Below are 25,481 nucleotides of genomic sequence, written 5' to 3'. Positions count from 1 at the left end.
GTCATCGAGGTCATCGAGGTCATCGAGGCCATCGCGGCCATCGCGGCCATCGCGGCCATCGCGGCCATCGAGGGCCGGAGCGGAGGAGTCATGACGGCAGCCACGCGCGACGACGTACCCGTCACCCTCGGAGGCGACGGCGTGGAGGTGCGCACCAAGGCGATCGGCGGCGGCATGTCCGTCGGCTACATCACCCTGCCCGAGGGCACGGACATGGGCCCCGCCCTCAAGGGCCTCGAAGGCGACGCCTGCCCGTGCCCGCACTGGGGTTACCTGCTCAAGGGCCGCCTGCGGATGCTGACACCCGAGGGTGAGGAGTACTACGAGGCAGGCCAGGCGTACTACTGGGGGCCCGGCCATGTCCCGGTGGCCCTGGAGGACTGCGAGTTCGTGGAGTTCTCACCGGTCGAGGACTTCCAGGCGGTTCTGGACCATGTGAAGTCGCAGGCGGGCTGACTGGGAGGGAACGACGGGGGCGCCCCAGGAAGGCCGGCCCGGCGGGACCGGCCGGGGGAGACGGCCGGGAGAGACCGGTCGGAAGAGACCGGTCGGAAGAGACCGGTCGGAAGAGGCCGGTCGGAAGAGGCCGGCCAGGGGGTGGCCGGCCGGGAAGACCGGCCGGAGGAAGGTGGGTTCGTCCACAGGCCGCCCGCGTTGTCGGACCCTGGGGGTAGCGTCGGATCATGTCCAATCAGGCGGGGACTTCCACGGGCGAGCGACGACTTGCCGTACTCGAAGGCGTCCTGGAGCGCATCACCTACGCCAACGAGGAGAACGGCTACACGGTCGCCCGCGTGGACACCGGACGCGGCGGCGGCGACCTCCTGACCGTCGTCGGCGCGCTGCTCGGCGCCCAGGTCGGCGAGTCGCTGCGGATGGAGGGCCGTTGGGGCTCCCACCCGCAGTACGGCAAGCAGTTCACCGTCGAGAACTACACGACGCTCCTGCCGGCCACCGTTCAGGGCATCCGCCGCTATCTCGGCTCCGGCCTGGTCAAGGGCATCGGCCCGGTCTTCGCCGACCGCATCACCCAGCACTTCGGCCTGGACACCCTCAAGGTCATCGAGGAGGAGCCCAAGCGGCTCATCGAGGTCCCCGGTCTGGGCCCGAAGCGGACCAAGAAGATCGCGGACGCCTGGGAGGAACAGAAGGCGATCAAGGAGGTCATGCTCTTCCTCCAGACCGTCGAGGTGTCCACGTCCATCGCGGTGCGCATCTACAAGAAGTACGGCGACGCCTCGATCTCGGTCGTGAAGAACCAGCCGTACCGCCTCGCCGCCGACGTCTGGGGCATCGGCTTCCTCACCGCGGACAAGATCGCCCAGTCCGTCGGCATCCCGCACGACAGTCCGGAGCGGGTGAAGGCGGGCCTTCAGTACGCGCTGTCGCAGGCCACCGACCAGGGGAACTGCTATCTCCCCGAGGAACGGCTGATCGCCGACGCGGTGAAGCTGCTCCAGGTCGACACGGGCCTGGTCATCGAGTGCCTCGCGGAGCTGGCCCAGGTCCCCGAGGACGGCGGCGACCCCGGGGTCGTACGGGAAAAGGTGCCCGGCCCCGACGGCGGCTCGGAACAGGTCACCGCCATCTACCTCGTCCCCTTCCACCGAGCCGAACTCTCCCTCGCCGGGCAGCTGTTGCGCCTGCTGCGCACGGACGAGGACCGGATGCCGGGCTTTGGCGACGTGGCCTGGGACAAGGCCCTCGGCTGGCTGAAGGGCCGCACGGGCGTGGAGCTGGCCCCCGAGCAGGAGGCCGCCGTCAAGCTGGCGCTGACCGAGAAGGTCGCCGTCCTCACCGGCGGTCCCGGCTGCGGGAAGTCCTTCACCGTGCGCTCCATCGTGGAGCTGGCCCGCGCCAAGAAGGCCAGGGTCGTGCTCGCCGCCCCCACGGGCCGCGCCGCCAAGCGCCTCGCGGAACTCACCGGCGCCGAAGCCTCCACCGTCCACCGCCTCCTGGAGCTCAAGCCCGGCGGCGACGCCGCCTACGACAGGGACCGCCCGCTCCAGGCCGACCTGGTGGTGGTCGACGAGGCGTCCATGCTGGACCTGCTGCTCGCCAACAAGCTGGTCAAGGCCGTACCGCCGGGTGCTCATCTGCTCTTCGTGGGGGACGTGGACCAGTTGCCCAGCGTCGGCGCCGGGGAGGTGCTCAGGGACCTGCTGGCCGACGGTGGCCCCATCCCCGCCGTGCGGCTCACGCGCGTGTTCCGCCAGGCCCAGCAGTCGGGCGTGGTGACGAACGCGCACCGGATCAACGCCGGGCAGCATCCCGTCACCGACGGCATGAAGGACTTCTTCCTCTTCATCGAGGACGACACGGAGGCGGCCGGCCGGCTCACCGTGGATGTGGCGGCCCGGCGCATCCCGGCCAGGTTCGGCCTCGACCCGCGCCGGGACGTCCAGGTCCTGGCCCCCATGCACCGCGGCCCGGCCGGCGCGGGCACGCTGAACGGCCTGCTCCAGCAGGCCGTCACCCCCGGGCGCCCCGATCTGCCGGAGAAGCGGTTCGGCGGCCGGGTCTTCCGGGTCGGCGACAAGGTCACGCAGATTCGCAACAATTACGAGAAAGGACAGAACGGCGTCTTCAACGGCACCGTGGGAGTGGTCACCTCGCTCGACCCGGTCGACCAGCGTCTGACGGTGCTGACGGACGAGGACGAGGAGGTCCCGTACGAATTCGACGAACTGGATGAACTGGCGCATGCGTACGCCGTGACGATCCACCGTTCACAGGGAAGTGAATATCCCGCGGTGGTGATCCCCGTCACCACCGGAGCATGGATGATGCTTCAGCGGAACCTGCTCTACACAGCGGTGACCCGCGCGAAGCGACTGGTCGTCCTCGTGGGCTCCCGCAAGGCGATCGGTCAGGCGGTGCGCACGGTGTCGGCGGGCCGGCGCTGCACGGCACTGGACCACCGGCTCTCGGCGTACTGAACCTGTTTTCGGCCCCCGCGGCACACCCTTCTGACCTGCCGGTTCGTGAGGCATCGAAAAAAATGATCGATCAAACGAGTCGTGAAGGTCACAGAGCACTTCCAGATGGGGAAAACAGCGGGCAGGATGACAGGTTGGCGGCACTCAGTGCCGCCAATAGGCCCAATGGTCGACCCCGAGTGCACTCTCCTGAGCCGAATGGGGGAGGGTAGAGACAGTCAGGGCAACCTCGAAGATGAGGCACAACGTCGGTGAGGGAAGACGTGAGCGACAACTCTGTAGTACTGCGGTACGGCGACGGCGAGTACACCTACCCGGTGATTGACAGCACCGTCGGCGACAAGGGCTTCGACATCGGCAAGCTCCGCGCCCAGACCGGTCTGGTGACGCTGGACAGCGGCTACGGCAACACCGCCGCCTATAAATCCGCCGTCACCTACCTCGACGGCGAGGCGGGCATCCTCCGCTACCGCGGCTACCCGATCGAGCAGCTGGCCGAGCGCTCCACCTTCCTGGAGGTCGCCTACCTGCTGATCAACGGCGAGCTGCCCACCGTCGACGAGCTCTCTTCGTTCAAGAACGACATCACGCAGCACACCCTGCTGCACGAGGACGTCAAGAACTTCTACAAGGGCTTCCCGCGCGACGCCCACCCGATGGCCATGCTGTCCTCGGTCGTCTCCGCGCTGTCCACCTTCTACCAGGACAGCCACAACCCGTTCGACGAGCAGCAGCGCAACCTCTCGACCATCCGCCTGCTCGCCAAGCTTCCGACGATCGCGGCGTACGCCTACAAGAAGTCCGTGGGCCACCCGTTCGTCTACCCGCGCAACGACCTCGGTTATGTCGAGAACTTCCTGCGCATGACCTTCTCGGTCCCCGCGCAGGAGTTCGAGCTGGACCCGATCGTCGTCTCCGCCCTGGACAAGCTGCTGATCCTGCACGCGGACCACGAGCAGAACTGCTCGACCTCCACGGTCCGCCTGGTCGGCTCCTCGCAGGCGAACATGTTCGCCTCGATCTCCGCCGGCATCAACGCCCTGTGGGGCCCGCTGCACGGCGGTGCCAACCAGTCGGTGCTGGAGATGCTGGAGGGCATCCGCGACTCCGGCGGCGACGTCGACACCTTCATCCGCAAGGTGAAGAACAAGGAGGACGGCGTCCGCCTGATGGGCTTCGGCCACCGGGTCTACAAGAACTTCGACCCGCGCGCCAAGATCATCAAGGCCGCCGCGCACGACGTGCTGTCCGCCCTCGGCAAGTCCGACGAGCTGCTGGACATCGCGCTGAAGCTGGAGGAGCACGCGCTCTCCGACGACTACTTCGTCTCGCGCAGCCTCTACCCGAACGTCGACTTCTACACCGGTCTGATCTACCGGGCCATGGGCTTCCCGACCGAGATGTTCACGGTCCTGTTCGCCCTCGGCCGCCTGCCGGGCTGGATCGCCCAGTGGCACGAGATGATCAAGGAGCCGGGTTCCCGTATCGGCCGCCCGCGCCAGATCTACACGGGCGTGGTGGAGCGCGACTTCGTTCCCGTCGAGGAGCGCTGAGCCTCCTCACCAGGAGCCCCGTATCCGGCGTCGGCCGGGTGCGGGGCTTTCATGTGCGTACGGGAGGGCGAAGCGGGGGGCGTGCGTACGAGAGGGCGAAGCGGGGGGGCGTGCGCACGGGCGGGCAAAGAGGAAGGCGTGCGATCAAGCGGGGCAAAAAGAAGGCGCCCTGGCGCCGGTCCCCCCACGGGCCGACGTCCAGGGCGCCTTCCCATGTCCCGGTGCGGATTCCCCCCACGGGATCCGGCCCGGGCGTCTGTGAAGACAGCGCCTGAATCGCTGTTGAGCAGAACGAGCAAAACTCGACGTACTCATGTATGCGGTTGTCTCTGCGATCTGCCGGGACAGCGCACGCTCGGGAGGGCCGCTCAAAGCTTCCCGACGTGCGTGCCCCGGCAACGCAACTCTGAGGAAGTCCCCCAAGACATCCTCAGATGCCAGGTGGCGCCCCCCAAGACGCCGTCTGACATCGTCAACTTAGACCGTCGAACCCCTTCGATGGTTACGTTCACATCACTGTGATCTGCGTCTCTTGCATATGTCCGTTAGATGCGCAAGGGAACCGATATGGCGATCGAGACCCAAGCGTAAGGACGATGCGCGAGTCTTGTGAAGAGCTTATGTGAGCCGGGCGCCGGACTCCAGAGGGACCCAGTGCGGTTCTTGCTACGAATTCACCGGAACGTGCGCAGCCGCAGACTGTTCGTCACCACGAACACCGACGAGAAGGCCATCGCGGCCCCCGCGATCATCGGATTCAGCAGCCCCGCCGCGGCCAGCGGCAGGGCGGCGACGTTGTAGCCGAAGGCCCACGCGAGGTTGCCCTTGATCGTCGCCAGCGTCCTGCGGGACAGCCGGATCGCGTCGGCGGCCACCCGCAGGTCCCCGCGCACCAGCGTCAGATCGCCGGCCTCGATCGCCGCGTCCGTCCCGGTCCCCATGGCGAGCCCCAGATCGGCGACGGCGAGCGCAGCCGCGTCGTTGACGCCGTCGCCGACCATGGCGACGCACCGCCCGTCGCGCTGGAGCCGGCGTACGGTCTCCACCTTGTCCTCGGGCAGGACCTCCGCGATCACCTGATCGATGCCGACGGCCTGCGCCACCGCCTCGGCGACCGCCCGGTTGTCGCCGGTCAGCAGTACCGGCGTGAGGCCCAGCGCGCGCAGCTCGCGCACCGCCTCCGCGCTGGTCTCCTTCACCGCGTCCGCGACGGCGAGGACCCCGCGGGCCACCCCGTCCCAGGCCACCACGACAGCCGTACGGCCGTCCCGCTCGGCCTCGTCCTTGGCGCGGGCGAGCCCGGCGGGCAGCGCGACCGCCTGCTCGGCGAGTCGCCCCACGACCACCTCATGGCCCCGCACCCGCCCGTGTACGCCCCGCCCGGGCACGTTCTGGAACTCCTCGGCCTCCGGCAGGCGGCCGAGGCGCTCCTCGGCGCCCAGGGCGATCGCACGGGCGACGGGATGCTCCGACGCGTGCTCCACCGCGCCGGCGAGGCGCAGCACCTGCTCCTCGTCGGCGCCTTCGGTGACGTACACCCGCTGGAGGGTCATGCTGCCAGTGGTGACCGTGCCCGTCTTGTCCAGGACGACGGTGTCGATGCGACGCGTGGACTCCAGGACCTCGGGGCCCTTGATGAGGATGCCGAGCTGGGCGCCGCGTCCCGTGCCGACCATGAGGGCGGTGGGGGTGGCGAGCCCCAGGGCGCAGGGGCAGGCGATGATCAGGACCGCGACGGACGCGGTGAACGCGGCGACCGTGTCGTCAGTGGCGCCGAGCCACAGGCCGAAGGTGGCGACCGCGAGGACGATCACCGCCGGGACGAACACCGCGGAGACGCGGTCGGCGAGCCGTTGCACCTCGGCCTTGCCGTTCTGTGCGTCCGCCACCAGCTGCGCCATGCGCGCGAGCCGGGTGTCGGCGCCGATCCGGGTCGCCTCGACGACGAGCCGCCCGGCGGTGTTGACCGTCGCGCCGGTGACCGCGTCCCCGACGGTCACGTCGACCGGCACCGACTCGCCGGTGAGCATGGCGGCGTCGACGGCGGAAGCGCCCTCGACGACGGTGCCGTCCGTGGCGATCTTCTCGCCGGGCCGCACGACGAACCGGTCGCCGACGGCCAGCCGGCCGACCGGGACCCTGACCTCACGGCCGTCCCGCAGCACGGCCACGTCCTTCGCGCCGAGTTCCATCAGGGCGCGCAGTGCGGCACCCGCGCGCCGCTTGGCCCGGGCCTCCAGATAGCGACCGAGGAGGATGAAGGTGACCACTCCGGAGGCCACTTCGAAGTAGATCTGCGAGGCGCCGTCCACGCGGGAGACGGTGAACTCGAAGTCGTCGCGCATGCCGGCCATACCGGCGTCGCCGAGGAACAGGGCCCACAGGGACCACGCGTAGGCGGCCAACGTGCCCACGGAGACCAACGTGTCCATGGTCGCGGCGCCGTGCCGGAGGTTGGTGAACGCGGCCCGGTGGAAGGGCAGCCCGCCCCAGACGACGACCGGTGAGGCGAGGGTGAGGGCGAGCCACTGCCAGTTGTCGAACTGGAGCGCCGGGATCATCGACAGCAGGATGACGGGGACGGCGAGCAGGGCGGAGACGGTGAAGCGCCGGCGGTAGGAGGCCAGTTCGGGAGCATCGGCCGCCGCTTCGGGGCCTTCGGGGTCTTCGGGGCCTTCGGGGGCCTTGTGGGGGTCGGCCGGAGTCTCCAGGGGTGCGGGTCGCGGCGGAGTGGGTTCCTCCGCCGTGTAGCCCGTGCGCTCCACGGTGGCGATCAGGTCGGCGACCTGGATCTCCGTGGAGTAGCTGACCTTCGCCTTCTCCGTCGCGTAGTTGACCGTGGCCCGGACGCCGTCCATGCGGTTGAGCCTCTTCTCGACGCGGGCCGCGCAGGAGGCGCAGGTCATCCCGCCGATGCGGAGCTCCACTTCGGTGGTGCGGGGCGTGCCGGTCGGGCCGGGCGGGTCGGTCGCACCGGTCGGTCCGGGTATCGGCGAGTGGTCGGTGGTGCGGGGCATGGCCAGGCTCAGACCTTGCCGGCCAGTTCGAAACCGGCCTCGTCGACGGCGGCGCGTACGGCCTCCTCGTCCAGCGGGGCGGCCGATACGACGGTGACCTCGCCGGTCGAGGCGACGGCCTTCACCGAGCTGACCCCGGGAAGCTCGGAGATCTCGCCGGAGACGGCACCCTCGCAGTGGCCGCAGCTCATGCCGTTCACCTTGTAGACGGCGGTGACGGAACCCGGGGTGTCGGTCTGGGCGGTCATGTCGTTCTCCTCGTCGAGGCATGTGGGGCTGACGGGACCGTGGGGGCCCCTCCAGTCTCCACGGTATACCCCTACGGGGTATTTCTCCAAGAGGGGTCGCCGTGGTCCGGCGGGCCTCACCCCGGGGGTTCCGTGCCGGTTCAGGCCGGGTCGGTTCAGGCCGGGTCGGTTCAGGTCGGGTCGGTTCAGGTCGGGTCGAGGCGGCCGGGGCCGTCACCCACCAGGGGTGCGAGATAGCGGATCAGGGCGTTCTTCAACTCCCGCACATAGGCGTCGCGCTCGGGCCCGTCGTGGGCGAGGACCAGCTCCAGGCCCGCCATATACATGCCGAGGCTCATATGCGCGGTGCGCGTGAGGTCCGCCGGCGGGGTGTCGGGGAGGAGGGAGGAGAGCAGGTCCACGATCCGGGAGAGCAGGGTCGCGTGCAGGGCGTCGTGCTCCTCGGCGATCCGGCCTGGGATGTCGGGGCCATGCATCAGCGCGAAGAACACCGGGTGTTCGCAATTGAAGGCGATGAACCGGTCCACCGCCGCGGCGACGGCCTCCTCCAGCGGGGTCGCGGGGTCGACCGGCGCGAGCGCCTCGCCGTAGGTCGCGCGCATCTCGGCCATGAGCCGGCTGCCCAGCTCGATCGCGATCGCTTCCTTGTTCGGGAAGAACTGGTACAGCGTGCCCGGCGAGACGCCCGCCTCGCGGGCGATGGCATTGGTGCTGGCGGCCGTGTAGCCCGTGGTGGTGAAGACGTTGGCCGCGGCCTCGAGCAGTTGGGCGACGCGGCGCTCGCCGCGGGCCTGGCGGCGGCGCGGCTGCTCTTTCTCCTCGTGGGCCTGGTCGCCCTTCCCCTGGCGGGCCCGGTCGCCCTTCTCCTGATTGGCGGACACGCGTTATCCCCAGCTCTCCGAACGCGATTGACAAACGCGAGTGGTCGCTCGCATTCTTGAGAAACGCGAGCGATGTCTCGTGTTTTCAGTCTATGGCAATGGCAGTAAGGCAGTGATCGGCGACGACTGATCCATGCTGCCCGCTGCGCACAGCATGGATCAGGGTGAAGGGGACACCGCACAATGACCGAAGTCAACAGGCCACCCCGTATCGGAGGCTGGACCCGCTTCGTCACGGCCCGGCCCCGCTTGTCGCTGCTCGTGGCCCTGGTGATCACCGCGCTCGCCGTGCTGGCCGGCAGCGGTGTCGCCGACCGCCTGGGCAGCGGCGGCTGGGAGGACCCGCACGCCGAGTCGACCTATGCGACGAAGGCACTGGAGCGCGAGTTCCCCGCCTCCCAGCCCAACCTTCTGCTGCTGGTGGACGCGGGCAGCGCCTCCGTGGACGACCCCGCGGTCGCCGCCGAGGCCAAGCGGCTCGCCGAGCGCCTGGCCCGTGAGAAGGGCGTCACCGGGGTCGGCTCCTACTGGCAGACCGAGTCGCCGGCCATGCGCGCGCAGGACGGCCGTGAAGCGTTGATCGCCGCCCGTATCACCGGCGAGGAGAAGGAGGCGGGCGAGACCCTGGACCGCCTCGCACCGAAACTCCGCGGCACTCACGGCCCGGTGGAGGTCACCGTCGGCGGCCCCGTCGCCGTACGGCACGAGATGCAGACGATCATCCAGGAGGACCTGCTCCGTGCCGAGGTGATAGCCCTGCCGGTCACGCTGGTGCTGCTGGTGATGGTCTTCGGCAGCGCGGTGGCGGCCCTGCTGCCGCTGGGCATCGGCATCGTCGCCATCCTCGGCACGAACGCGGTGCTGCGCGGCCTGACCGAGTTCACCGACGTCTCGGTCTTCGCGATGAACCTCACCACGGCCCTCGGTCTGGGCCTGGCCATCGACTACGCGCTGTTCATCGTCCGCCGCTTCCGCGAGGAACTCGCCACCGGCGCCGAAGCGTTGACGGCGATCGGCACCACCTTGCGCACGGCCGGGCGCACGGTCCTGTTCTCGGCCCTCACCGTGGCCGTCTCCCTCGCGGCGATGCTGCTCTTCCCGCAGTATTTCCTGCGGTCCTTCGCCTACGCCGGGATCGCGGTCGTGCTGCTGGCCGCGGCGGCTGCGCTGATCCTGCTCCCCGCCGCGCTGATCCTGCTCGGCCACCGGGTCAACTCGCTGGATCTGCGTCGCCTGTTCCGGCGCGCACGGCCCGAGCCGTCCGGAGCCGACGGTGCGGCCGGAGCACAGGAGGGCAGGGGCTGGACCCGTACGGCGAACGTCGTCATGCGCAGGGCCCCGTTCTTCGCCCTGGGTACCACCACCGTCCTGGTCCTGCTCGGACTGCCCTTCCTGGGCGTGAAGTTCGGCACCGCCGACGACCGCCAGCTGCCGTCCAGCGCGGAGTCCCATGTGGTGCAGCAGCACATCCGTGAAGGCTTCCCGGGCAGCCCCGGAGGCGGCCTGGAGGTGCTGGCCGAGGGCGCTGCGACACAGGCGCAGTACGCCGACTACAAGGGGCGCATCGCCGCCCTCCCCGATGTGCTCCGGGTCGAGGGACCACTGGTGAAGGGCGAGTCTGCGTACTTCACGGTGCAGCCGAGGGGCGAGGCGGTCGACGATCCTGCCCAGCGCCTGGTGGGCGAACTGCGCGCCACCGAGGCCCCGTTCGACACCGAGGTGACCGGCGCCGCGGCGGTCCTCGTCGACTCCAAGGACGCGATAGCCGAGCGCCTCCCGCTGGCGGCCGTCTTCATCGTGATCGTCACCCTGCTGCTGGTCTTCCTGCTGACCGGCAGTGTGCTGATCCCGATCCAGGCGGTGGTGCTCAACGCGCTGAGCCTGACGGCGATGTTCGGCGCGGTGGTCTGGGTCTTCCAGGACGGTCATCTCTCCGGCCTGCTCGGCTTCACCAGCCCCGGCTCGATCGAGACGACCCTCCCGGTGCTGATGTTCTGCGTGGCCTTCGGCCTCTCCATGGACTACGGCGTGTTCCTGCTGTCCCGCATCAAGGAGGAGTACGACACGACCGGCGACCACGACCAGGCGGTCCGGCACGGCCTGGCCCGCACCGGTGGCCTGATCACCGCAGCCGCCGTGATCCTCGCGGTGGTGATGGTCGCGATAGGCACCTCGCGGGTGACCAACACCAAGATGCTCGGGCTCGGCATCGCCCTGGCGGTGGTGATGGACGCGATGATCGTCCGCAGCCTCCTGGTCCCCGCGGTGATGCGCCTCACGGGGCGGGCGACATGGTGGGCGCCGGGGACGTTGCGGCGCTTCCACGAACGGTTCGGGCTGAGCGAGGGGGAGCCGGCCCCGACCCCGGCGGCCGAGCCGGCCCGGGCGCGGGACAAGGTGAGTGTCCACGGCTGACCCGACCCGCGTGGGTTCCGACCGCGTCGCGGGAACACCAGCGGCGCGGGGGCGAGCCGGCTTGCGGCTGGGGCATGACGGTCACGGAGTGGACGGCGTAAGGGTCACGTCGTCGCCGGTACGGATGCGATGTCCGGGCGGCCGTGGTGGGTGGCCCATTCCGGGGCGAGGATCGCCATGCGTATCTCGTCGATCCACTCGCCGCCCTGCCACAGCGACTGCCGGTCGACGCCTTCGGCGACGAATCCGACCTTCTCGTAGGCGCGCCGGGCCCGTGGGTTGTGGGACAGGACGTGCAACGAGACGCGGTGCAGACCGAGTTGCTCGAAGGCGTACCCCACGATCAGCCTGGCGGCCTCCGTGCCCAGTCCGCGGTCGCGTCCGCCGGGGCCGATCAGGATGCGGAAGTTGCAGTTGCGGTTGGGTTCGTCCCAGTTGTTCAGCACGACTTCGCCGACGAGGGCACCGCTCGCCAGGTCCACGACGGCGAGGTCGAGCCGGTCGGTCTGGTCGTTGCGGCTCCCGTACCAGGCGCGCAGCCGGTCCATCCCGAGGGGTTCCTCCGGACTGCCGGTCAGCCGGGCCACCTCGGGGTCGTCAAGGATCCGCGCCAGCACGGGCACGTCCTCCGCCTCGAAGGGACGCAACAGCGCCCGCTCGCCGCGGAGTACGGGTTTCACGGAGAAGTCGCTCATGGACAGACTGTGCCCCACACCAGGGGTGGGGCACAGCTGGTTTTCCGGGAGGCCGGTCCGTGCCGCGCGGTCAGTCCGCCCTGCGCCCCCGGTTGCCCGGGCGGGAGGCCACCCAGGCCCGGACGGTGTCCGGGTACCAGAAGGGCTTGCCGCCCTCCACATGGTCGGGCGGCGGCAGCAGCCCGTGCTTGCGGTAGGACCGCACGGTGTCCGGCTGGACCTTGATGTGCGCCGCGATCTCCTTGTAGGACCAGAGCATTCGGTCGGTCGTCATTGCACCTCCCTGCGCGCGCCTCGGTGGCGACCGGGAGCGGTCGTCGGGGGGACCGTGCGGCGCGCTGGCGATCACAAAGCCTGTGTCCGGTCAACGACGCGAAGTGAGCAGCGGACAGGGCCCGTGCGCGGGTGTGACGCAAGACCCGCGTACATGGGACACGTGTGACAGAAGAGGTGCGCTTGTGACACAGCTGCCGCAAACAGCGCACGCCGGCTGAAGGGCGAGGCGCGTTGACAGCGGGGGTGTGCACAGTAGTCGAAGGCGCAGTGGCCGCGAGCTCGTCCGGGCCGCCGACACCGCTGACGCGGACGCAACGGTGGGCCGGGCCCCGGCGCCCCACCGGCCCCCTGCGCCCCGCACGACCACAACACGGCCACGCCGCGCTGCAGGCCCGTGAACACCGTACCGGCCGACACCTTCAGGCCACGCCGCTCCGTCTCCTCGGCGAGGACGGCGGGGTCGGTCGGCAGATACCCGTACGGGCCCAGCTCGATCCACTCGTAGCCGGACCCCGAGACCTCGTCGAGGAAGCGCCGCCAGGGGACCTGCCAGGGGTCGTCGGGGAACCGGACGCCCCATGGGTCGGGAGCCGTCCCGATGCGGATGCGGGACAGTGAGGACTGCGGTGGCAACGACGTCATGGCGGTCGGCTTCAGCGCGCGCGACAAGCACCGGCAAGGTCTGGTCCGTATGTCTGGACAAAACATTGACAGGGTCGCATTCCTCGGACTACAAAGCCGGAAGGGCCGATACGAAGGGCCGATACGAAGGGAACGCGATGGCGCACGACCTGATCACCATGGGGCGGATCGGAGTGGACCTCTACCCCCTCCAGACCGGCGTCCCGCTGCCGCAGGTCACGTCCTTCGGGAAGTTCCTCGGCGGCTCGGCCGCGAACGTCGCGGTCGCCGCGGCGCGCCTGGGACGGCGGTCCGCGGTGATCACCCGCACCGGCGACGACCCCTTCGGCACCTACCTCCACGAGGCCCTGAAGGGCTTCGGCGTCGACGACCGCTGGGTCACCCCGGTCCCCGGCCTGCCCACCCCGGTCACCTTCTGCGAGGTCTTCCCGCCGGACGACTTCCCGCTGTACTTCTACCGGCGGCCCAAGGCCCCCGACCTGGAGATCGACGCCCACGAGCTGGACCTCGACGCCATCCGCGACGCCCGTATCTTCTGGGTCACCGGCACCGGCCTGAGCGAGGAGCCAAGCCGTACGGCGACGCTCGCGGCCCTTGCCCATCGCGCCCGGTCCGGCATCACCGTCTTCGACCTCGACTGGCGCCCCATGTTCTGGGACGACCCGGACGCGGCCCGCCCCTTCTACGCCGAGGCCCTGAGGCACACCACCGTCGCCGTGGGCAATCTCGACGAGGTGGAGGTCGCCACGGGCGTCCGCGAACCGCACGCCGCCGCCCGCGCGCTGCTGGCCGCCGGTGTGGAGATCGCCGTCGTCAAGCAGGGTCCCAAGGGTGTCCTCGCCGTCAACCGCGAGGGCGATCAGGCCGCGGTCCCGCCCCTGCCCGTGACCGTCCTCAACGGCCTCGGCGCCGGTGACGCCTTCGGCGGCTCCCTGTGTCACGGGCTGATCGAGGGCTGGGACCTGGAGAGGACCGTGCGCCATGCGAACGCCGCCGGCGCCATCGTCGCCTCCCGGCTGGAGTGCTCCTCCGCGATGCCGAGGCCCGACGAGATCGAGGCCGCGCTCGCCGCGGGGGCCGTCAAGTGAGCGTGGACATCGCGGAACTCGTCCGCCTGCGCACCCGGCACCCCGAAGCGATCACCGAGGCCGCCGCCCGCCGGACCCGCCGGCCGCTGCTGGGCGACTCCGGGCGGCTGATGATCGTCGCGGCCGACCACCCGGCCCGTGGCGCGCTCGGCGTCGGCGGTCGCGGCATGGCCATGGCCAACCGCGCCGACCTGCTCGAACGCCTCTGCCTCGCGCTGTCCCGCCCGGGTGTCGACGGCGTTCTCGCCACCGCCGACATCCTCGACGACCTGCTGCTGCTCGGCGCCCTCGACGGCAAGGTCGTCATGGGTTCCTTGAACCGCGGCGGCCTCCAGGGCGCGCGTTTCGAACTGGACGACCGCTTCACCGGCCACCGCCCCGAGGACATCGAGCGGCTGCGCTTCGACGCGGGCAAGCTGCTGCTGCGCATCGACTACGACGACCCGGGCTCCCTCACCACCATGGAGTCCACCGCCCGTGCCGTCGACGACATGGCCGCGCGCCAACTCCCGGTCTTCGTCGAGCCCTTCCTCAGTCACCGCACCCCCGACGGCAAGGTCGGCAACGACCTGTCGGCCGAGGCCGTCACCAAGTCGATCGCCATCGCCTCCGGGCTGGGCGGCACCTCCGCCTACACCTGGCTGAAGCTGCCGGTCACCGAAAACCCTGACGACATGGCCGAGGTCATGGCAACCTCCACGCTGCCGGCCGTTCTCCTCGGCGGCGAGGTCGGTGACGATCAGGACGGGGCATACGAGAAGTGGCGGGGCGCTCTTCAACTACCCACCGTGCAGGGCCTGGTGGTCGGCCGTTCGCTGCTCTACCCGGCGGACGGGGACGTGGCCGCCGCCGTCGACACGACCGTAGGACTGCTGTGAGGTTCCCATGACCAGGAGCCGGACGTGCCGGACCGGAAGGCCGCGTGGCGCTGTCGCCGCGGAGTGCCTCCGTACCGGTGCGGTCGGCACCGCACTATCCGCAGTTCCCCGCCGGCCCTCCCCGCGGAGCGCCGGCACACAGATCGCCTCCGGCGCGGGTGGCCGCTTTGCTTTGGCAGGAGCGAAGTGCGAGCGAAGACTCCCCGCCCGCTACGGCCCCGCGCCGGAGGTTCCCTCACCCACGGGCGGATCCGGCGTCCTCGCGCGGGTCCGCTCCGGTGACCCCGCGCTCGTCCCCGGCGCCGGGCACGGCCCGTCGATCGCCGGGCCCGGCCATGCCATGTACTACTGGAAGGTGAGGGCCGTTCGGGCCGCGTCCCGGCAGTGGCGGATCTGCCCCCGTCCGGTCCACGCAGCAGCCACAGGGAGTTGCCGATGACCTCGACGACGAGGCTCACGGTCGCACAGGCGCTCGTCCGGTTCCTGTCCGTCCAGTACACCGAACGCGACGGCGTACGGCGGCGTCTGATCGGCGCCACCTGGGGCATCTTCGGGCACGGCAATGTCGCCGGGATCGGCCAGGCGCTCCTCGAGTACGGCGATGTCATGCCGTACCACCAGGGGCGTAACGAACAGGCGATGGTGCACGCGGCCGTCGGGCTTCGCCCGGCAGTCGAACCGCCTGGCCACCCACGCGGTCACCACGTCCATCGGCCCGGGCGCGACCAACCTCGTCACGGGCGCCGCGCTCGCGACCGTCAACCACCTCCCGGTCCTGCTCCTGCCCGGCGACGTCTTCGCCGCCCGCCCCGCCGACCCGGTTCTCCAGCAGCTGGAGGTGCCGTACGCCGGCGATGTGTCGGTCAACGACTGTCTGCGGCCGGTCTCCAGGTACTTCGACCGGATCACCCGCCCGCAGGCCCTGATCCCGTCGGCGCTGAACGCGCTGCGGATCCTCACGGATCCCGTGGAGACGGGCGCGGTCACACTGGCGCTTCCGCAGGACGTGCAGGCCGAGGCGTACGACTGGCCGGACGAGTTCTTCAGCGAGCGCACCTGGGTGGTGCGCAGGCCGGGCGCCGACCCGACCGAACTGGCCGAGGCGGTGCGGGCGATCAGGGACGCTCGCAGGCCGCTGGTCGTCGCCGGCGGCGGCGTCCACCACAGCCGTGCCGAGGAGGCCCTCGCCGAGTTCGCCGCGCTCACCCGTATCCCCGTCGCCTCCACCCAGTCCGGCAAGGGCTCCCTGCGCCACGACCACCCCCAGGACGTCGGCGGCGTCGGCCACACCGGCACCGCCACCGCCGACGAGCTCGCCCGCACCGCCGACCTGGTGATCGGCGTCGGCACCCGCCACACCGACTTCACGACGGCCTCCGGCACCCTCTTCGCCCACCCCGAGGTCCGCTTCCTCAACCTCAACATCGCGCCCTACGACGGTCACAAACTCGCCGGGATGCCGTTGATCGCGGACGCCCGCAGCGGACTGACCGAGCTGACGGTGGCCCTGGACCTGCACGCTTACCGGGCCGCCGACGCGTACGTCACCGAGTACACCGAGGACAAGGAGCGCTGGGAGCAGCGGGTCGACGCCTGTTACGAGGCCGACGAGCCGGACGTACGGCCGACACAGCCGCAGGTCCTGGGCGCGCTGGACGCGATCGTCGACGAGACGGACGTGATCGTCAACGCGGCCGGTTCCCTCCCCGGCGATCTGCACAAACTGTGGCGGGCCCGCTCCCGGGACCAGTACCACGTGGAGTACGGCTACTCCTGCATGGGCTACGAGATCCCGGCGGCGATCGGCGTCAAGACGGCCGCCCCGGACCGGCCCGTGTGGGCGCTGGTGGGCGACGGCACCTATCTGATGATGCCGACGGAGATCGTGACCGCGGTGCAGGAGGGCATCGCGATCAAGGTGGTGCTGGTGCAGAACCACGGGTACGCGTCCATCGGCGGTCTGTCGGAGGCGACGGGTGCCGAGCGCTTCGGCACCGCCTACCGCCATCGGGCGGCCGATGGCTCGTTCACGGGCGCCCCGCTCCCCGTCGACCTGGCCGCCAACGCCGCCAGTCTGGGCATGCGGGTGCTGCGCGCGAAGACCGTGCGCGACCTGCGCGAGGCGCTCGCCGAGGCCCGTGCGGCCGACACTCCCACTTGTGTCTACGTCGAGACCGAAACGGCAGACACTGTGTCGGGCGCGCCGCCCGCGCATGCCTGGTGGGATGTTCCTGTGGCCGAGACCGCGACCCGACCGTCGGCGGTCAAGGCACGTGAGCTGTACGAACGGCACGTCTCGACCCGACGCCGCCACTTGTGAAGGAGTATCTGGGCATGACGAAGATCGTCAACCACTGGATCGGCGGTAAGACCGCCGAAGGCGCGTCGGGCACGTTCGGGCCGGTCACCGACCCGGCGACCGGCGCGGTCACCACGAAGGTCGCGTTCGCCTCGGTCGACGAGGTGGACGCCGCGGTCGCCGCCGCCAAGGAGGCGTACCTGACCTGGGGCCAGTCCTCGCTGGCCCAGCGCACCTCGATCCTGTTCAAGTTCCGCGCCCTGCTGGACGCCAACCGGGACGCGATCGCCGAGCTGATCACCGCCGAGCACGGCAAGGTGCACTCCGACGCCCTCGGCGAGGTGGCGCGCGGCCTGGAGATCGTCGACCTGGCGTGCGGCATCACCGTGCAGCTCAAGGGCGAGCTGTCCACGCAGGTCGCCAGCCGCGTCGACGTCTCGTCGATCCGCCAGCCGCTGGGTGTCGTCGCGGGCATCACGCCGTTCAACTTCCCGGCGATGGTCCCGATGTGGATGTTCCCGATCGCCATCGCGTGCGGCAACACCTTCGTGCTCAAGCCGAGCGAGAAGGACCCGTCGGCGGCTGTCAAGATCGCCGAGTTGCTGTCGGAGGCCGGCCTCCCGGACGGCGTCTTCAACGTCGTGCACGGCGACAAGGTGGCCGTCGACCGCCTCCTCGAGCACCCGGACGTCAAGGCCGTCTCCTTCGTCGGCTCGACCCCGATCGCCCGCTACATCCACACCACCGCCTCCGCCAACGGCAAGCGCGTGCAGGCGCTCGGCGGCGCCAAGAACCACATGCTGGTCCTGCCGGACGCCGACCTGGACGCCGCCGCCGACGCCGCCGTGTCGGCCGCCTACGGCTCCGCGGGCGAGCGCTGCATGGCCATCTCCGCCGTCGTCGCGGTCGGGGCGATCGGTGACGAGCTGGTGGAGAAGATCCGCGAGCGCGCCGAGAAGATCAAGATCGGTCCGGGCAACGACCCGACCTCCGAGATGGGCCCGCTGATCACGGCCGTGCACCGCGACAAGGTGGCGTCGTACGTCGCGGGCGCGGCGGCCGAGGGCTGCGAGGTCGTCCTCGACGGCACCGGCTACACCGTCGACGGCTTCGAGGACGGCCACTGGATCGGCATCTCGCTGCTCGACAAGGTGCCGACCAGCGCCAAGGCGTACCAGGACGAGATCTTCGGCCCGGTGCTGTGCGTGCTGCGCGCCGAGACGTACGAGGACGGCGTGGCCCTGATCAACGCCTCGCCGTTCGGCAACGGCACCGCGATCTTCACCCGGGACGGCGGCGCCGCCCGCCGCTTCCAGCTGGAGATCGAGGCCGGCATGGTCGGCGTGAACGTCCCGATCCCGGTCCCCGTCGGCTACCACAGCTTCGGTGGCTGGAAGGACTCGCTCTTCGGCGACCACCACATCTACGGCAACGACGGCACGCACTTCTACACCCGCGGCAAGGTCGTCACCACCCGCTGGCCGGACCCGGCCGACGCGCCCTCCGGCGTCGACCTCGGGTTCCCGCGCAACCACTGACGCCGAGCGTCTGGGGCCGTCCGGATCGCGGACGGCCCCATTTTTTTGCGGGCCCGCTCTGCGGTTCCCGCAGGCCCGGAAGTCGCGCTGTACACGGCTTTGACGCAACGTTAACACGCGTCAACAGGCCCTCCAGCAACGGATTTCGTAGGTAACAAGCCATTGACGCGATGGTTTCCGTCACTGTTGCATCCCCCTCGTGACCGACACCCTCACCCCTGTCGAGGCCCCCGTCGCACAGGCGTCGGACAGCCCGAAGAAGCTCAAGCGCTCCATCGGCGTGGTCGGCGGCACCCTGCTCACGCTCTCCTGCGTGACCCCGGCCTCCACCCTCTTCGTGGTCGTCCCCGACCTGTTCGGCTCGCTCGGCACCGCCACCGCCGCGACGATCGCCATCGGCTCCCTGCTCTGCATCGCCGTGGCGTTCTGCTACTCGGAGCTAGGCACCCTCATCCCGAGCGCGGGCGGCGAGTACGCGATGGTGTCGACGCTTGCCGGACGGCTCGCGGGCTGGCTCGTCTTCGTCCTGTCGCTGCTGGTCGTGATGATCGTCCCGCCGGTCATCGCGATGGGCACCGCCGACTACCTGGCACCGATCGCCCACCTCGACCCCTCGATGGCCGGCGCCGCCGTCATGCTGCTCGCCACCCTCGCCGGACTGCTCGACCTGCGCGCCAACGCCTGGATCACCGGCGTCTTCCTGGTCCTGGAGGTGATCGCGGCGGCCGTCGTTGCGGTGCTGGGCTTCGCCCACGCCGAGCGCGGCCCCGGCAGCCTGGTCTCGATGCAGGTGGCCGGCGCGGACGGCGGCACCGACACCGTGACGGCGCTGCTGATCGTCTCCGGGCTCGCGATCGCCCTCTTCGTCACCCAGGGCTTCTCGACCGCCGTCTATCTCTCCGAGGAGCTGGAGAACCCGCGCCGCAACGTCGCCCGCACCGTCCTGGCCACCCTCGGCATCTCCGCCGTCATCATCCTCGTCCCGGTCGTCGCCATCACCCTCGGCGCCCCGGACATCGGGGAGTTGACCGGCGGTGACATCTCCACCATGGTCACCGCCTGGTCCAATTCCGCGGTCGGCGCCTTCGTCAGCCTCTGCGTGGCCCTGGCGATCATCAACGCGGGCATCGTCATGGTCATCCAGAACTCCCGCGTCCTGTTCGCCTCGGCCCGCGACAAGGCCTGGCCCGCGCCGGTCAGCTCGGTCCTCGCCAAGCTCGGCCGCTTCGGCTCCCCTTGGGTCGCCACCCTCGCCGTCGGCGTCCCCGGCGCCGCCCTCTGCTTCGTCGACCTCGACACCCTGTACGGCGTCACGGGCGTCTCGGTGACGGGGATGTACCTGCTGGTCGCGATCGCCGCGCTGCTGTCCCGCCGGGGCGCCCACCGGCACACGGCCGCCTGGCGGATGCCCCTGTGGCCGGCGGTGCCGGTCCTGCTGATCGTGGTCCTCGTGTACATCCTGAGCGAGCAGGAGACCGGCCACCTGCTGTGGACGGGCGGCATCACGGCGGCGGCGACCCTCTACTGGGCCGGGTACCTCCGCCCCCGCCGGGACACCCGATGGCTGGTGTCGATCCCGGCGGACGAGACGCCGGACGTACCACGAACGCGGTAGACAAATCACCCCGCCGTACCTCTGTGGAAGGTCCCACGATTCAGCCCTCGGTCGACAACTGACCGACAGCTTCACCCCGTACGGTTGAAGCATGGATCTTCGACTGCCCGCCCTGCGGGGTCGCGTACGCAGGCCGCGACGGTGGTTCGCCGCCGCGGCCTGCGTCGTCGTCCTCGCCGGCGCCGGTACATGGACGGCCGTCGCCGACGACGACGCGCCGCCGGTGCGCAGCACCGACCGGGTCATGAACATGGGGGACGGGGTGCGCATCGACACCTCCTACTTCACCTCGGGCAGCTCGGGACGCCGGCCCGCCGTGCTGCTGGGCCACGGCTTCGGCGGCAGCAAGGACGACGTACGGCAGCAGGCCGAGGACCTGGCCCGGGACGGGTACGCCGTCCTGACCTGGTCGGCCCGCGGCTTCGGCAAGTCGACCGGCAAGGTCGGGCTCAACGACCCGAAGGGCGAGGTCGCCGACGTCTCCCGGCTGCTCGACTGGCTGGCCGAGCAGCCGGCGGTCGAGCTCGACGGATCAGGCGACCCCCGGGTCGGCATGGCGGGCGGCTCCTACGGCGGGGCCATCGCGCTGCTGACCGCCGGGCACGACGACCGCGTGGACGCCATAGCCCCGGCGATCACGTACTGGAACCTCGCGGACGCCCTGTTCCCGAACGGTGTGTTCAAGAAGCTGTGGGCCGGCATCTTCGTCAACACCGCCGGTGGCTGCGACAAGTTCGTCAAGCCGGTCTGCGAGATGTACGACCGGGTCGCCGAATCCGGCACCCCGGACGCCGAGGCCCGCGCGATGCTCCAGGAGCGCTCGCCGTCCGCGGTCGGCGACCGCATCGACGTGCCCACGCTGCTGATGCAGGGCCAGTCCGACTCCCTGTTCCCGCTGGACCAGGCCGACGCCGCGGCGAAGGCGATCAGCGCCAACGGGGCGCCCGTCGACGTCGACTGGATCTCGGGCGGCCATGACGGCGGCGACATGGAGCCGGGCCGGATCCAGGGGCGCGTGAAGTCCTGGTTCGACCGCTACCTCAAGGGCGACAAGGGCGCCGACACCGGACCCGCGTTCCGAGTCACCCGCACCCTGGGCACCGGCAGCGGAGACGGCGAGCCCCGGCTGAGCGGCGTCGACGCGGACACCTACCCCGGCCTGGCGGGCGACATGCGGCGCATCGCCCTCACCGGACGGGCTCAACAGCGCTTCGCCAACCCGGCCGGCGCCAACCCGCCCGCCGTGTCGGGCCTCCCCGGACTCGGCAGCGCCGGCGGCCTCGCCCAGCTGTCCTCGCTCGGAGTCGGCGTCTCCCTCGACTTCCCCGGCCAGTTCGCCGCGTTCGAGTCGGCGCCCGTCCGGGAGGACCTCCAGATCACCGGGTCGCCGAAGGTCACCGTCCATGTGAAGTCCACCAGCGAGGACGCCGTGCTCTTCGCCAAGGTGTACGACGTCGGCCCGGGCGGCCGGGCGGGGCAGGTGCTGCCCTCGCAACTGGTCGAACCCGTCAGGGTGGAGGGCGCCGAGGCCGGCAAGGACGTCACGATCACCCTCCCGGCGATCGACCACGAGATCGACGACGGCCACCGACTGCGGCTGGTCCTCGCCTCCACCGACCTCGGCTACGCCTCCCCGACCGCCCCGGCGACGTACACCGTCTCCCTGAAGGGCGACCTGGAGGTGCCGACGGCGCTCGGCGACACGGACGGGCCGGCGTCCCTGCCCGCCTGGGTGTGGTGGCTGCCGCTCGCCGGCGCCCTGGTCGCGCTCGCCCTGCTGCTGACCGGCCGGCGCCGGACCACGGCCCCCGCCGCACCCGACCCCGCACTGGCCGAAGTGCCGCTCCAGATCACGGATCTGAGCAAGCGCTACGCCAAGTCCGCCGACCGGTACGCCGTCAAGGACCTGTCGTTCCGGGTGGAGAAGGGGCAGGTGCTGGGCCTGCTCGGGCCGAACGGCGCCGGCAAGACGACCACCCTGCGGATGCTCATGGGGCTGATCAAGCCGGACGGCGGCGAGGTCCGCCTCTTCGGCCACGCGATCGCGCCGGGCGCCCCCGTGCTCTCCCGCGTCGGCGCCTTCGTCGAGGGCGCGGGCTTCCTGCCGCATCTGTCCGGCCGGGAGAACCTGGAGCTGTACTGGCGGGCCACCGGCCGCCCCGCCGAGGACGCGCACCTCGACGAAGCCCTGCGGATCGCCGGCCTGGGCGGCGCCCTCGCCCGAGCCGTGCGCACCTACTCCCAGGGCATGCGCCAGCGCCTCGCCATCGCCCAGGCCATGCTCGGGCTGCCGGACCTGCTCATCCTCGACGAACCGACCAACGGCCTCGACCCGCCGCAGATCCGGGAGATGCGCGAGGTGATGATCCGCTACGCCGCCGACGGGCGCACCGTCATCGTCTCCAGCCATCTCCTCGCCGAGGTCGAGCAGACCTGCACCCACCTGGTCGTGATGGACCACGGGCGGCTCGTCCAGGCGGGCCCCGTCGAGGACATCGTCGGCTCCGGCGACACCCTGCTCGTGGGCACCGCGGCACCCGTGGACGAAGCCCTCATGGAGAAGGTCACCGCCCTGCCCGGCGTCGCCTCCGCCGTGCGCGCCGACGAGGGCCTGCTGGTCCAGCTCGACGCCGACGGCACCCCGCAACGCCTGGTCGCCGACCTCGTACGGCTGGACGTGCCCGTGCGGTCGGTCGGCCCGCACCGCCGCCTGGAGGACGCCTTCCTCACCCTGATCGGAGCCGAAGCATGAGCAAGCTCGCCGAGCCGCCCGTCGAGGTCGCCGACGGCTACCGCGCGGGCCGCACCCTGCCGTTCCGGGTCGAGCTGGTCCGGCAGCTGAAGCGGCGCCGCACGCTCGTCATGGGCGGCGTCCTGTTCGCCCTGCCGATCGTCCTGCTCGTCGCCTTCCAGGTGGGCGGCGAACCGGGCGACGGCAACGCCCGGATGAACCTCATGGACACCGCCACCGTGTCCGGGGCCAACTTCGCGGCCGTCAACCTCTTCGCCTCCGCGGGCTTTCTGCTCGTCATCCCGGTGGCGCTGTTCTGCGGGGACACGGTCGCCTCGGAGGCGAGCTGGTCGTCCCTGCGCTATCTGCTCGCGGCGCCCGTGCCCCGGGGCCGGCTGCTGTGGTCCAAGCTCGCAGTCGGGCTGAGCCTCAGCCTGGCCGCGCTCGTCCTGCTCCCGGTCGTCGCCCTCGCCGTCGGCACCGCGGCCTACGGCTGGGGCCCGCTCCAGCTGCCCACCGGCGGCGCGCTGGACACCGGCACCGCCGCGCAGCGCCTGCTGATCGTCGTCGCCTACATCATGGTGTCCCAACTGGTCACCGCCGCCCTGGCGTTCTGGCTGTCCACCCGCACCGACGCCCCGCTCGGCGCGGTCGGCGGCGCGGTGTTCCTGACCATCATCGGCAACGTCCTCGACGAGGTGACGGCCCTCGGCGACTGGCGCCACTTCCTGCCCGCGCACTGGCAGTACGCCTGGCTCGACGCCGTACGGCCTCAACCGGACTGGTCCGACATGATCCAGGGCACGTCCCTGTCGGTAACGTACGCCCTGGTGCTGTTCGCCCTGGCCTTCCGCGGTTTCGCCCGCAAGGACATCGTGTCGTAGGTCAACGGAAGATCACCCACCGGTCTCGGCGGCCCGTCACCGTGCCCTCTTCGAGACCCATCCGCAACGCCCCGTAGCGCACGTTCCGGCCCCCCGGCCCGTCACAGTCACAGAAGTCGACGTCAACGGACCAAGGGGGCAGGGACGATGGGGCGGTACCGGACACGACGGCTGCGGGCGGCGCTGCCGGCGCTCACCGCGGCGGGCGCACTGCTGCTCACCGGATGCGGCGCGAGCGACAGCGGCGGGAACAGCTCCGCGGACCGCGGCGGCAGGGAGCGCGGCTTCCCGGCACCGGCCCCCGCGCCCGGCGACGGCGGCGGCACGGACGAGCAGCGCGACGGCAAGAACGGGGACTCCCGGGAGTTCGCCCCCGAGCCCGACCATCTCTCCACCTTCGCCCTGGACGTCGACACCGCCTCCTACGGCTACGCCCGCCGCACCCTCGCCGAGGGCCGGCTGCCCGAGCCGTCCACGGTCCGCCCCGAGGAATTCGTCAACAGCTTCCGGCAGGACTACGAACGCCCCGACGGCAACGGCTTCACGGTCACCGTCGACGGCGCCCGCACCGCCCGCGACGACTGGTCCCTGGTCCGCGTGGGCCTGGCCACCCGCCCCGCCGAGGACCCGGACGAACGCCCGCCCGCCGCGCTGACCTTCGTCATCGACATCTCCGGCTCCATGGCCGAACCGGGCCGCCTCGACCTCGCCAAGAAGTCCCTCGGCGTGATGACGGACCGGCTGCGCGACGACGACTCCGTCGCTCTCGTCACCTTCAGCGACGAGGCCGAGACCGTCCAGCCGATGACCCGCCTCGACGGCAACCGCGACGAGATCCACGACGCGATCGACGGCCTGGAGCCCACCGACTCCACCAACCTCGGCGCCGGCGTGGAGACCGGCTACGAGACGGCCGTCGAGGGGCTGCGCGAGGGTGCCACGAACCGCGTCGTCCTGGTCTCCGACGCGCTGGCCAACACGGGCGACACCGACGCGGACGCCATCCTCGAACGCATCGCCTCCGAACGCCGCGAACACGGCATCACCCTCTTCGGAGTCGGCGTCGGCAGCGACTACGGCGACGCCCTGATGGAGCGCCTGGCGGACAAGGGCGACGGCCACACGACGTACGTCTCCACGAGCGAGGAGGCCCACAGGACCTTCTGCGAGGAGCTCCCCCGCAACATCGACCTGACCGCCCGGGACGCGAAGGCACAGATCGCCTTCGACCCGGCGACCGTCGCCGACTTCCGCCTCATCGGCTACGACAACCGCCAGGTCGCCGACGACGACTTCCGCGACGACACCGTCGACGGCGGCGAGACCGGCCCCGGCCACACGGTCACCGCCCTGTACGCGGTGCGCACCCGCCCCGGCACGACGGGCCATCTCGCCACAGCGAGCGTCCGCTGGCTCGACCCCACCAGCCGCGCCCCGCACGAGGAGTCGGGCCGGCTGGAGACCGGCGCCCTGCACGAGAGCCTCGGCGACGCCTCCGCGAAATTCCAGGTGACGGCGACCGCCGCCTACTTCGCCGACGCCTTGCGCCAGGAGGACTCCGGCCGGACCCCGCTGCCGGGCGCGCCGTCCCTGCACGACCTCGAGGAACACACCGAGGGCCTGGCGAGGAGGACTCAGGACACGGACGTACGCGAACTCGCCGAGACCATCGGACGCGCGGCCGACCTGCTGGACTGAGCGCGCCCGCGCCGGGGCGGCGCCGGTCCGTCACGGGCATTGACCTTCAGCTACGCATGAGTAAGTTGACTCTCCAGTAAGTAC

16 protein-coding genes and 3 pseudogenes are annotated in these 25,481 nt (G+C 70.9%); 13 read left to right on the top strand and 6 right to left on the bottom strand.

From position 1 onward, the window contains the following. Positions 1-90 precede the first annotated feature (90 nt). The 3 genes from ACHBTE_RS20580 to ACHBTE_RS20570 all read left to right on the top strand — a co-directional run bounded on the left by ACHBTE_RS20580 (position 91) and on the right by ACHBTE_RS20570 (position 4,492). Entirely contained in the window at positions 91-456 is a 366-nt protein-coding gene (locus tag ACHBTE_RS20580; protein WP_394725535.1) for a hypothetical protein, read from the top strand. 227 nt (positions 457-683) lie between these two features. Next, positions 684-2,939 carry an ATP-dependent RecD-like DNA helicase gene (locus ACHBTE_RS20575; RefSeq protein WP_394725443.1) on the top strand — a complete coding sequence of 752 codons (2,256 nt, stop codon included), beginning with the start codon at positions 684-686 and terminating at the stop codon, positions 2,937-2,939. A 263-nt stretch (positions 2,940-3,202) separates the two neighbouring features. After that, positions 3,203-4,492, top strand: a complete 1,290-nt coding sequence (locus ACHBTE_RS20570; protein WP_394725442.1) for a citrate synthase — start codon at positions 3,203-3,205, stop codon at positions 4,490-4,492. Positions 4,493-5,166: 674 nt separating this feature from the next. Here the strand turns inward: ACHBTE_RS20570 and ACHBTE_RS20565 are convergent. From ACHBTE_RS20565 to ACHBTE_RS20555, 3 genes are all read right to left on the bottom strand, one after another. Beyond that, positions 5,167-7,509 (bottom strand): heavy metal translocating P-type ATPase, encoded by a 2,343-nt coding sequence (locus tag ACHBTE_RS20565; protein WP_394725441.1) that lies wholly within the window; start codon positions 7,507-7,509, stop codon positions 5,167-5,169. 8 nt (positions 7,510-7,517) lie between these two features. Then, positions 7,518-7,757: a heavy-metal-associated domain-containing protein gene (locus ACHBTE_RS20560; protein ID WP_394725440.1), complete on the bottom strand. Its 240-nt coding sequence runs from the start codon at positions 7,755-7,757 to the stop codon at positions 7,518-7,520. A 185-nt stretch (positions 7,758-7,942) separates the two neighbouring features. Next, the gene (locus ACHBTE_RS20555; RefSeq protein WP_394725439.1) at positions 7,943-8,638 is read right to left on the bottom strand and encodes a TetR/AcrR family transcriptional regulator; all 696 of its coding nucleotides are present in this window, start codon (positions 8,636-8,638) and stop codon (positions 7,943-7,945) included. 183 nt (positions 8,639-8,821) lie between these two features. Here ACHBTE_RS20555 and ACHBTE_RS20550 point away from each other — a divergent pair, with 183 nt between their 5' ends. Beyond that, complete coding sequence (locus ACHBTE_RS20550; RefSeq protein ID WP_394725437.1) at positions 8,822-11,053, top strand: MMPL family transporter; 2,232 nt, start codon at positions 8,822-8,824, stop codon at positions 11,051-11,053. 104 nt (positions 11,054-11,157) lie between these two features. On the opposite strand, the gene ACHBTE_RS20545 is transcribed toward ACHBTE_RS20550, so the two are convergent. The 3 genes and pseudogenes from ACHBTE_RS20545 to ACHBTE_RS20535 all read right to left on the bottom strand — a co-directional run. Continuing rightward, complete coding sequence (locus ACHBTE_RS20545; RefSeq protein WP_394725436.1) at positions 11,158-11,748, bottom strand: GNAT family N-acetyltransferase; 591 nt, start codon at positions 11,746-11,748, stop codon at positions 11,158-11,160. 70 nt (positions 11,749-11,818) lie between these two features. Beyond that, entirely contained in the window at positions 11,819-12,022 is a 204-nt protein-coding gene (locus tag ACHBTE_RS20540) for a helix-turn-helix transcriptional regulator (RefSeq protein ID WP_394725435.1), read from the bottom strand. Positions 12,023-12,393: 371 nt separating this feature from the next. Beyond that, positions 12,394-12,666: pseudogene (locus ACHBTE_RS20535) on the bottom strand (2-keto-myo-inositol dehydratase); the annotation flags it as partial. A gap of 137 nt (positions 12,667-12,803) precedes the next feature. On the opposite strand from ACHBTE_RS20535, the gene iolC reads away from it, so the two are divergent. The 9 genes and pseudogenes from iolC (at position 12,804) to ACHBTE_RS20490 (ending at position 25,397) form a co-directional block, all read left to right on the top strand. Continuing rightward, positions 12,804-13,754: a 5-dehydro-2-deoxygluconokinase gene (gene iolC / locus ACHBTE_RS20530; protein ID WP_394725434.1), complete on the top strand. Its 951-nt coding sequence runs from the start codon at positions 12,804-12,806 to the stop codon at positions 13,752-13,754. Continuing rightward, positions 13,751-14,632, top strand: a complete 882-nt coding sequence (locus ACHBTE_RS20525) for a deoxyribose-phosphate aldolase (RefSeq protein WP_394725433.1) — start codon at positions 13,751-13,753, stop codon at positions 14,630-14,632. Before iolC ends, ACHBTE_RS20525 begins: the two co-directional genes overlap by 4 nt. Before the next feature lie 121 nt (positions 14,633-14,753). Next, positions 14,754-15,071 (top strand): annotated as a pseudogene (locus ACHBTE_RS20520) (5-deoxy-glucuronate isomerase); the annotation flags it as partial. Further along, positions 15,068-16,952: pseudogene (iolD, locus tag ACHBTE_RS20515) on the top strand (3D-(3,5/4)-trihydroxycyclohexane-1,2-dione acylhydrolase (decyclizing)). The pseudogenes ACHBTE_RS20520 and iolD, both read left to right, overlap by 4 nt. A 14-nt stretch (positions 16,953-16,966) precedes the next feature. Beyond that, on the top strand, positions 16,967-18,469 hold the full coding sequence (gene mmsA / locus ACHBTE_RS20510; RefSeq protein ID WP_394725432.1) for a CoA-acylating methylmalonate-semialdehyde dehydrogenase: 1,503 nt from the start codon (positions 16,967-16,969) through the stop codon (positions 18,467-18,469). 199 nt (positions 18,470-18,668) lie between these two features. Then, positions 18,669-20,084, top strand: coding sequence for an APC family permease (locus tag ACHBTE_RS20505; protein WP_394725431.1), 1,416 nt, complete (start codon positions 18,669-18,671; stop codon positions 20,082-20,084). Positions 20,085-20,175: 91 nt separating this feature from the next. Continuing rightward, on the top strand, positions 20,176-22,836 hold the full coding sequence (locus tag ACHBTE_RS20500; RefSeq protein ID WP_394725430.1) for a CocE/NonD family hydrolase: 2,661 nt from the start codon (positions 20,176-20,178) through the stop codon (positions 22,834-22,836). Further along, positions 22,833-23,699 (top strand): ABC transporter permease, encoded by an 867-nt coding sequence (locus ACHBTE_RS20495; protein WP_394725428.1) that lies wholly within the window; start codon positions 22,833-22,835, stop codon positions 23,697-23,699. The genes ACHBTE_RS20500 and ACHBTE_RS20495 overlap by 4 nt, the downstream gene beginning before the upstream one ends. Positions 23,700-23,846: 147 nt before the next feature. Next, positions 23,847-25,397 (top strand): von Willebrand factor type A domain-containing protein, encoded by a 1,551-nt coding sequence (locus ACHBTE_RS20490; protein WP_394725427.1) that lies wholly within the window; start codon positions 23,847-23,849, stop codon positions 25,395-25,397. Positions 25,398-25,481: the final 84 nt, after the last annotated feature.

Origin of the sequence: Streptomyces sp. M41, assembly GCF_043673425.1 — a bacterium.
In the GTDB taxonomy this organism is placed as follows: domain Bacteria; phylum Actinomycetota; class Actinomycetes; order Streptomycetales; family Streptomycetaceae; genus Streptomyces.
This window is presented reverse-complemented; position numbering and strand designations above follow the sequence as displayed.

What these genes read in the sequence shown, in the direction of transcription:
- ACHBTE_RS20540 (WP_394725435.1), bottom strand. Translation starts at nt 12,022, where the DNA reads ATGACGACCGACCGAATGCTCTGGTCCTACAAGGAGATCGCGGCGCAC.
- ACHBTE_RS20495 (WP_394725428.1), top strand. Translation starts at nt 22,833, where the DNA reads ATGAGCAAGCTCGCCGAGCCGCCCGTCGAGGTCGCCGACGGCTACCGC.
- ACHBTE_RS20500 (WP_394725430.1), top strand. Translation starts at nt 20,176, where the DNA reads ATGGATCTTCGACTGCCCGCCCTGCGGGGTCGCGTACGCAGGCCGCGA.
- ACHBTE_RS20560 (WP_394725440.1), bottom strand. Translation starts at nt 7,757, where the DNA reads ATGACCGCCCAGACCGACACCCCGGGTTCCGTCACCGCCGTCTACAAG.
- iolC (WP_394725434.1), top strand. Translation starts at nt 12,804, where the DNA reads ATGGCGCACGACCTGATCACCATGGGGCGGATCGGAGTGGACCTCTAC.
- mmsA (WP_394725432.1), top strand. Translation starts at nt 16,967, where the DNA reads ATGACGAAGATCGTCAACCACTGGATCGGCGGTAAGACCGCCGAAGGC.
- ACHBTE_RS20565 (WP_394725441.1), bottom strand. Translation starts at nt 7,509, where the DNA reads ATGCCCCGCACCACCGACCACTCGCCGATACCCGGACCGACCGGTGCG.
- ACHBTE_RS20490 (WP_394725427.1), top strand. Translation starts at nt 23,847, where the DNA reads ATGGGGCGGTACCGGACACGACGGCTGCGGGCGGCGCTGCCGGCGCTC.
- ACHBTE_RS20550 (WP_394725437.1), top strand. Translation starts at nt 8,822, where the DNA reads ATGACCGAAGTCAACAGGCCACCCCGTATCGGAGGCTGGACCCGCTTC.
- ACHBTE_RS20575 (WP_394725443.1), top strand. Translation starts at nt 684, where the DNA reads ATGTCCAATCAGGCGGGGACTTCCACGGGCGAGCGACGACTTGCCGTA.
- ACHBTE_RS20545 (WP_394725436.1), bottom strand. Translation starts at nt 11,748, where the DNA reads ATGAGCGACTTCTCCGTGAAACCCGTACTCCGCGGCGAGCGGGCGCTG.
- ACHBTE_RS20580 (WP_394725535.1), top strand. Translation starts at nt 91, where the DNA reads ATGACGGCAGCCACGCGCGACGACGTACCCGTCACCCTCGGAGGCGAC.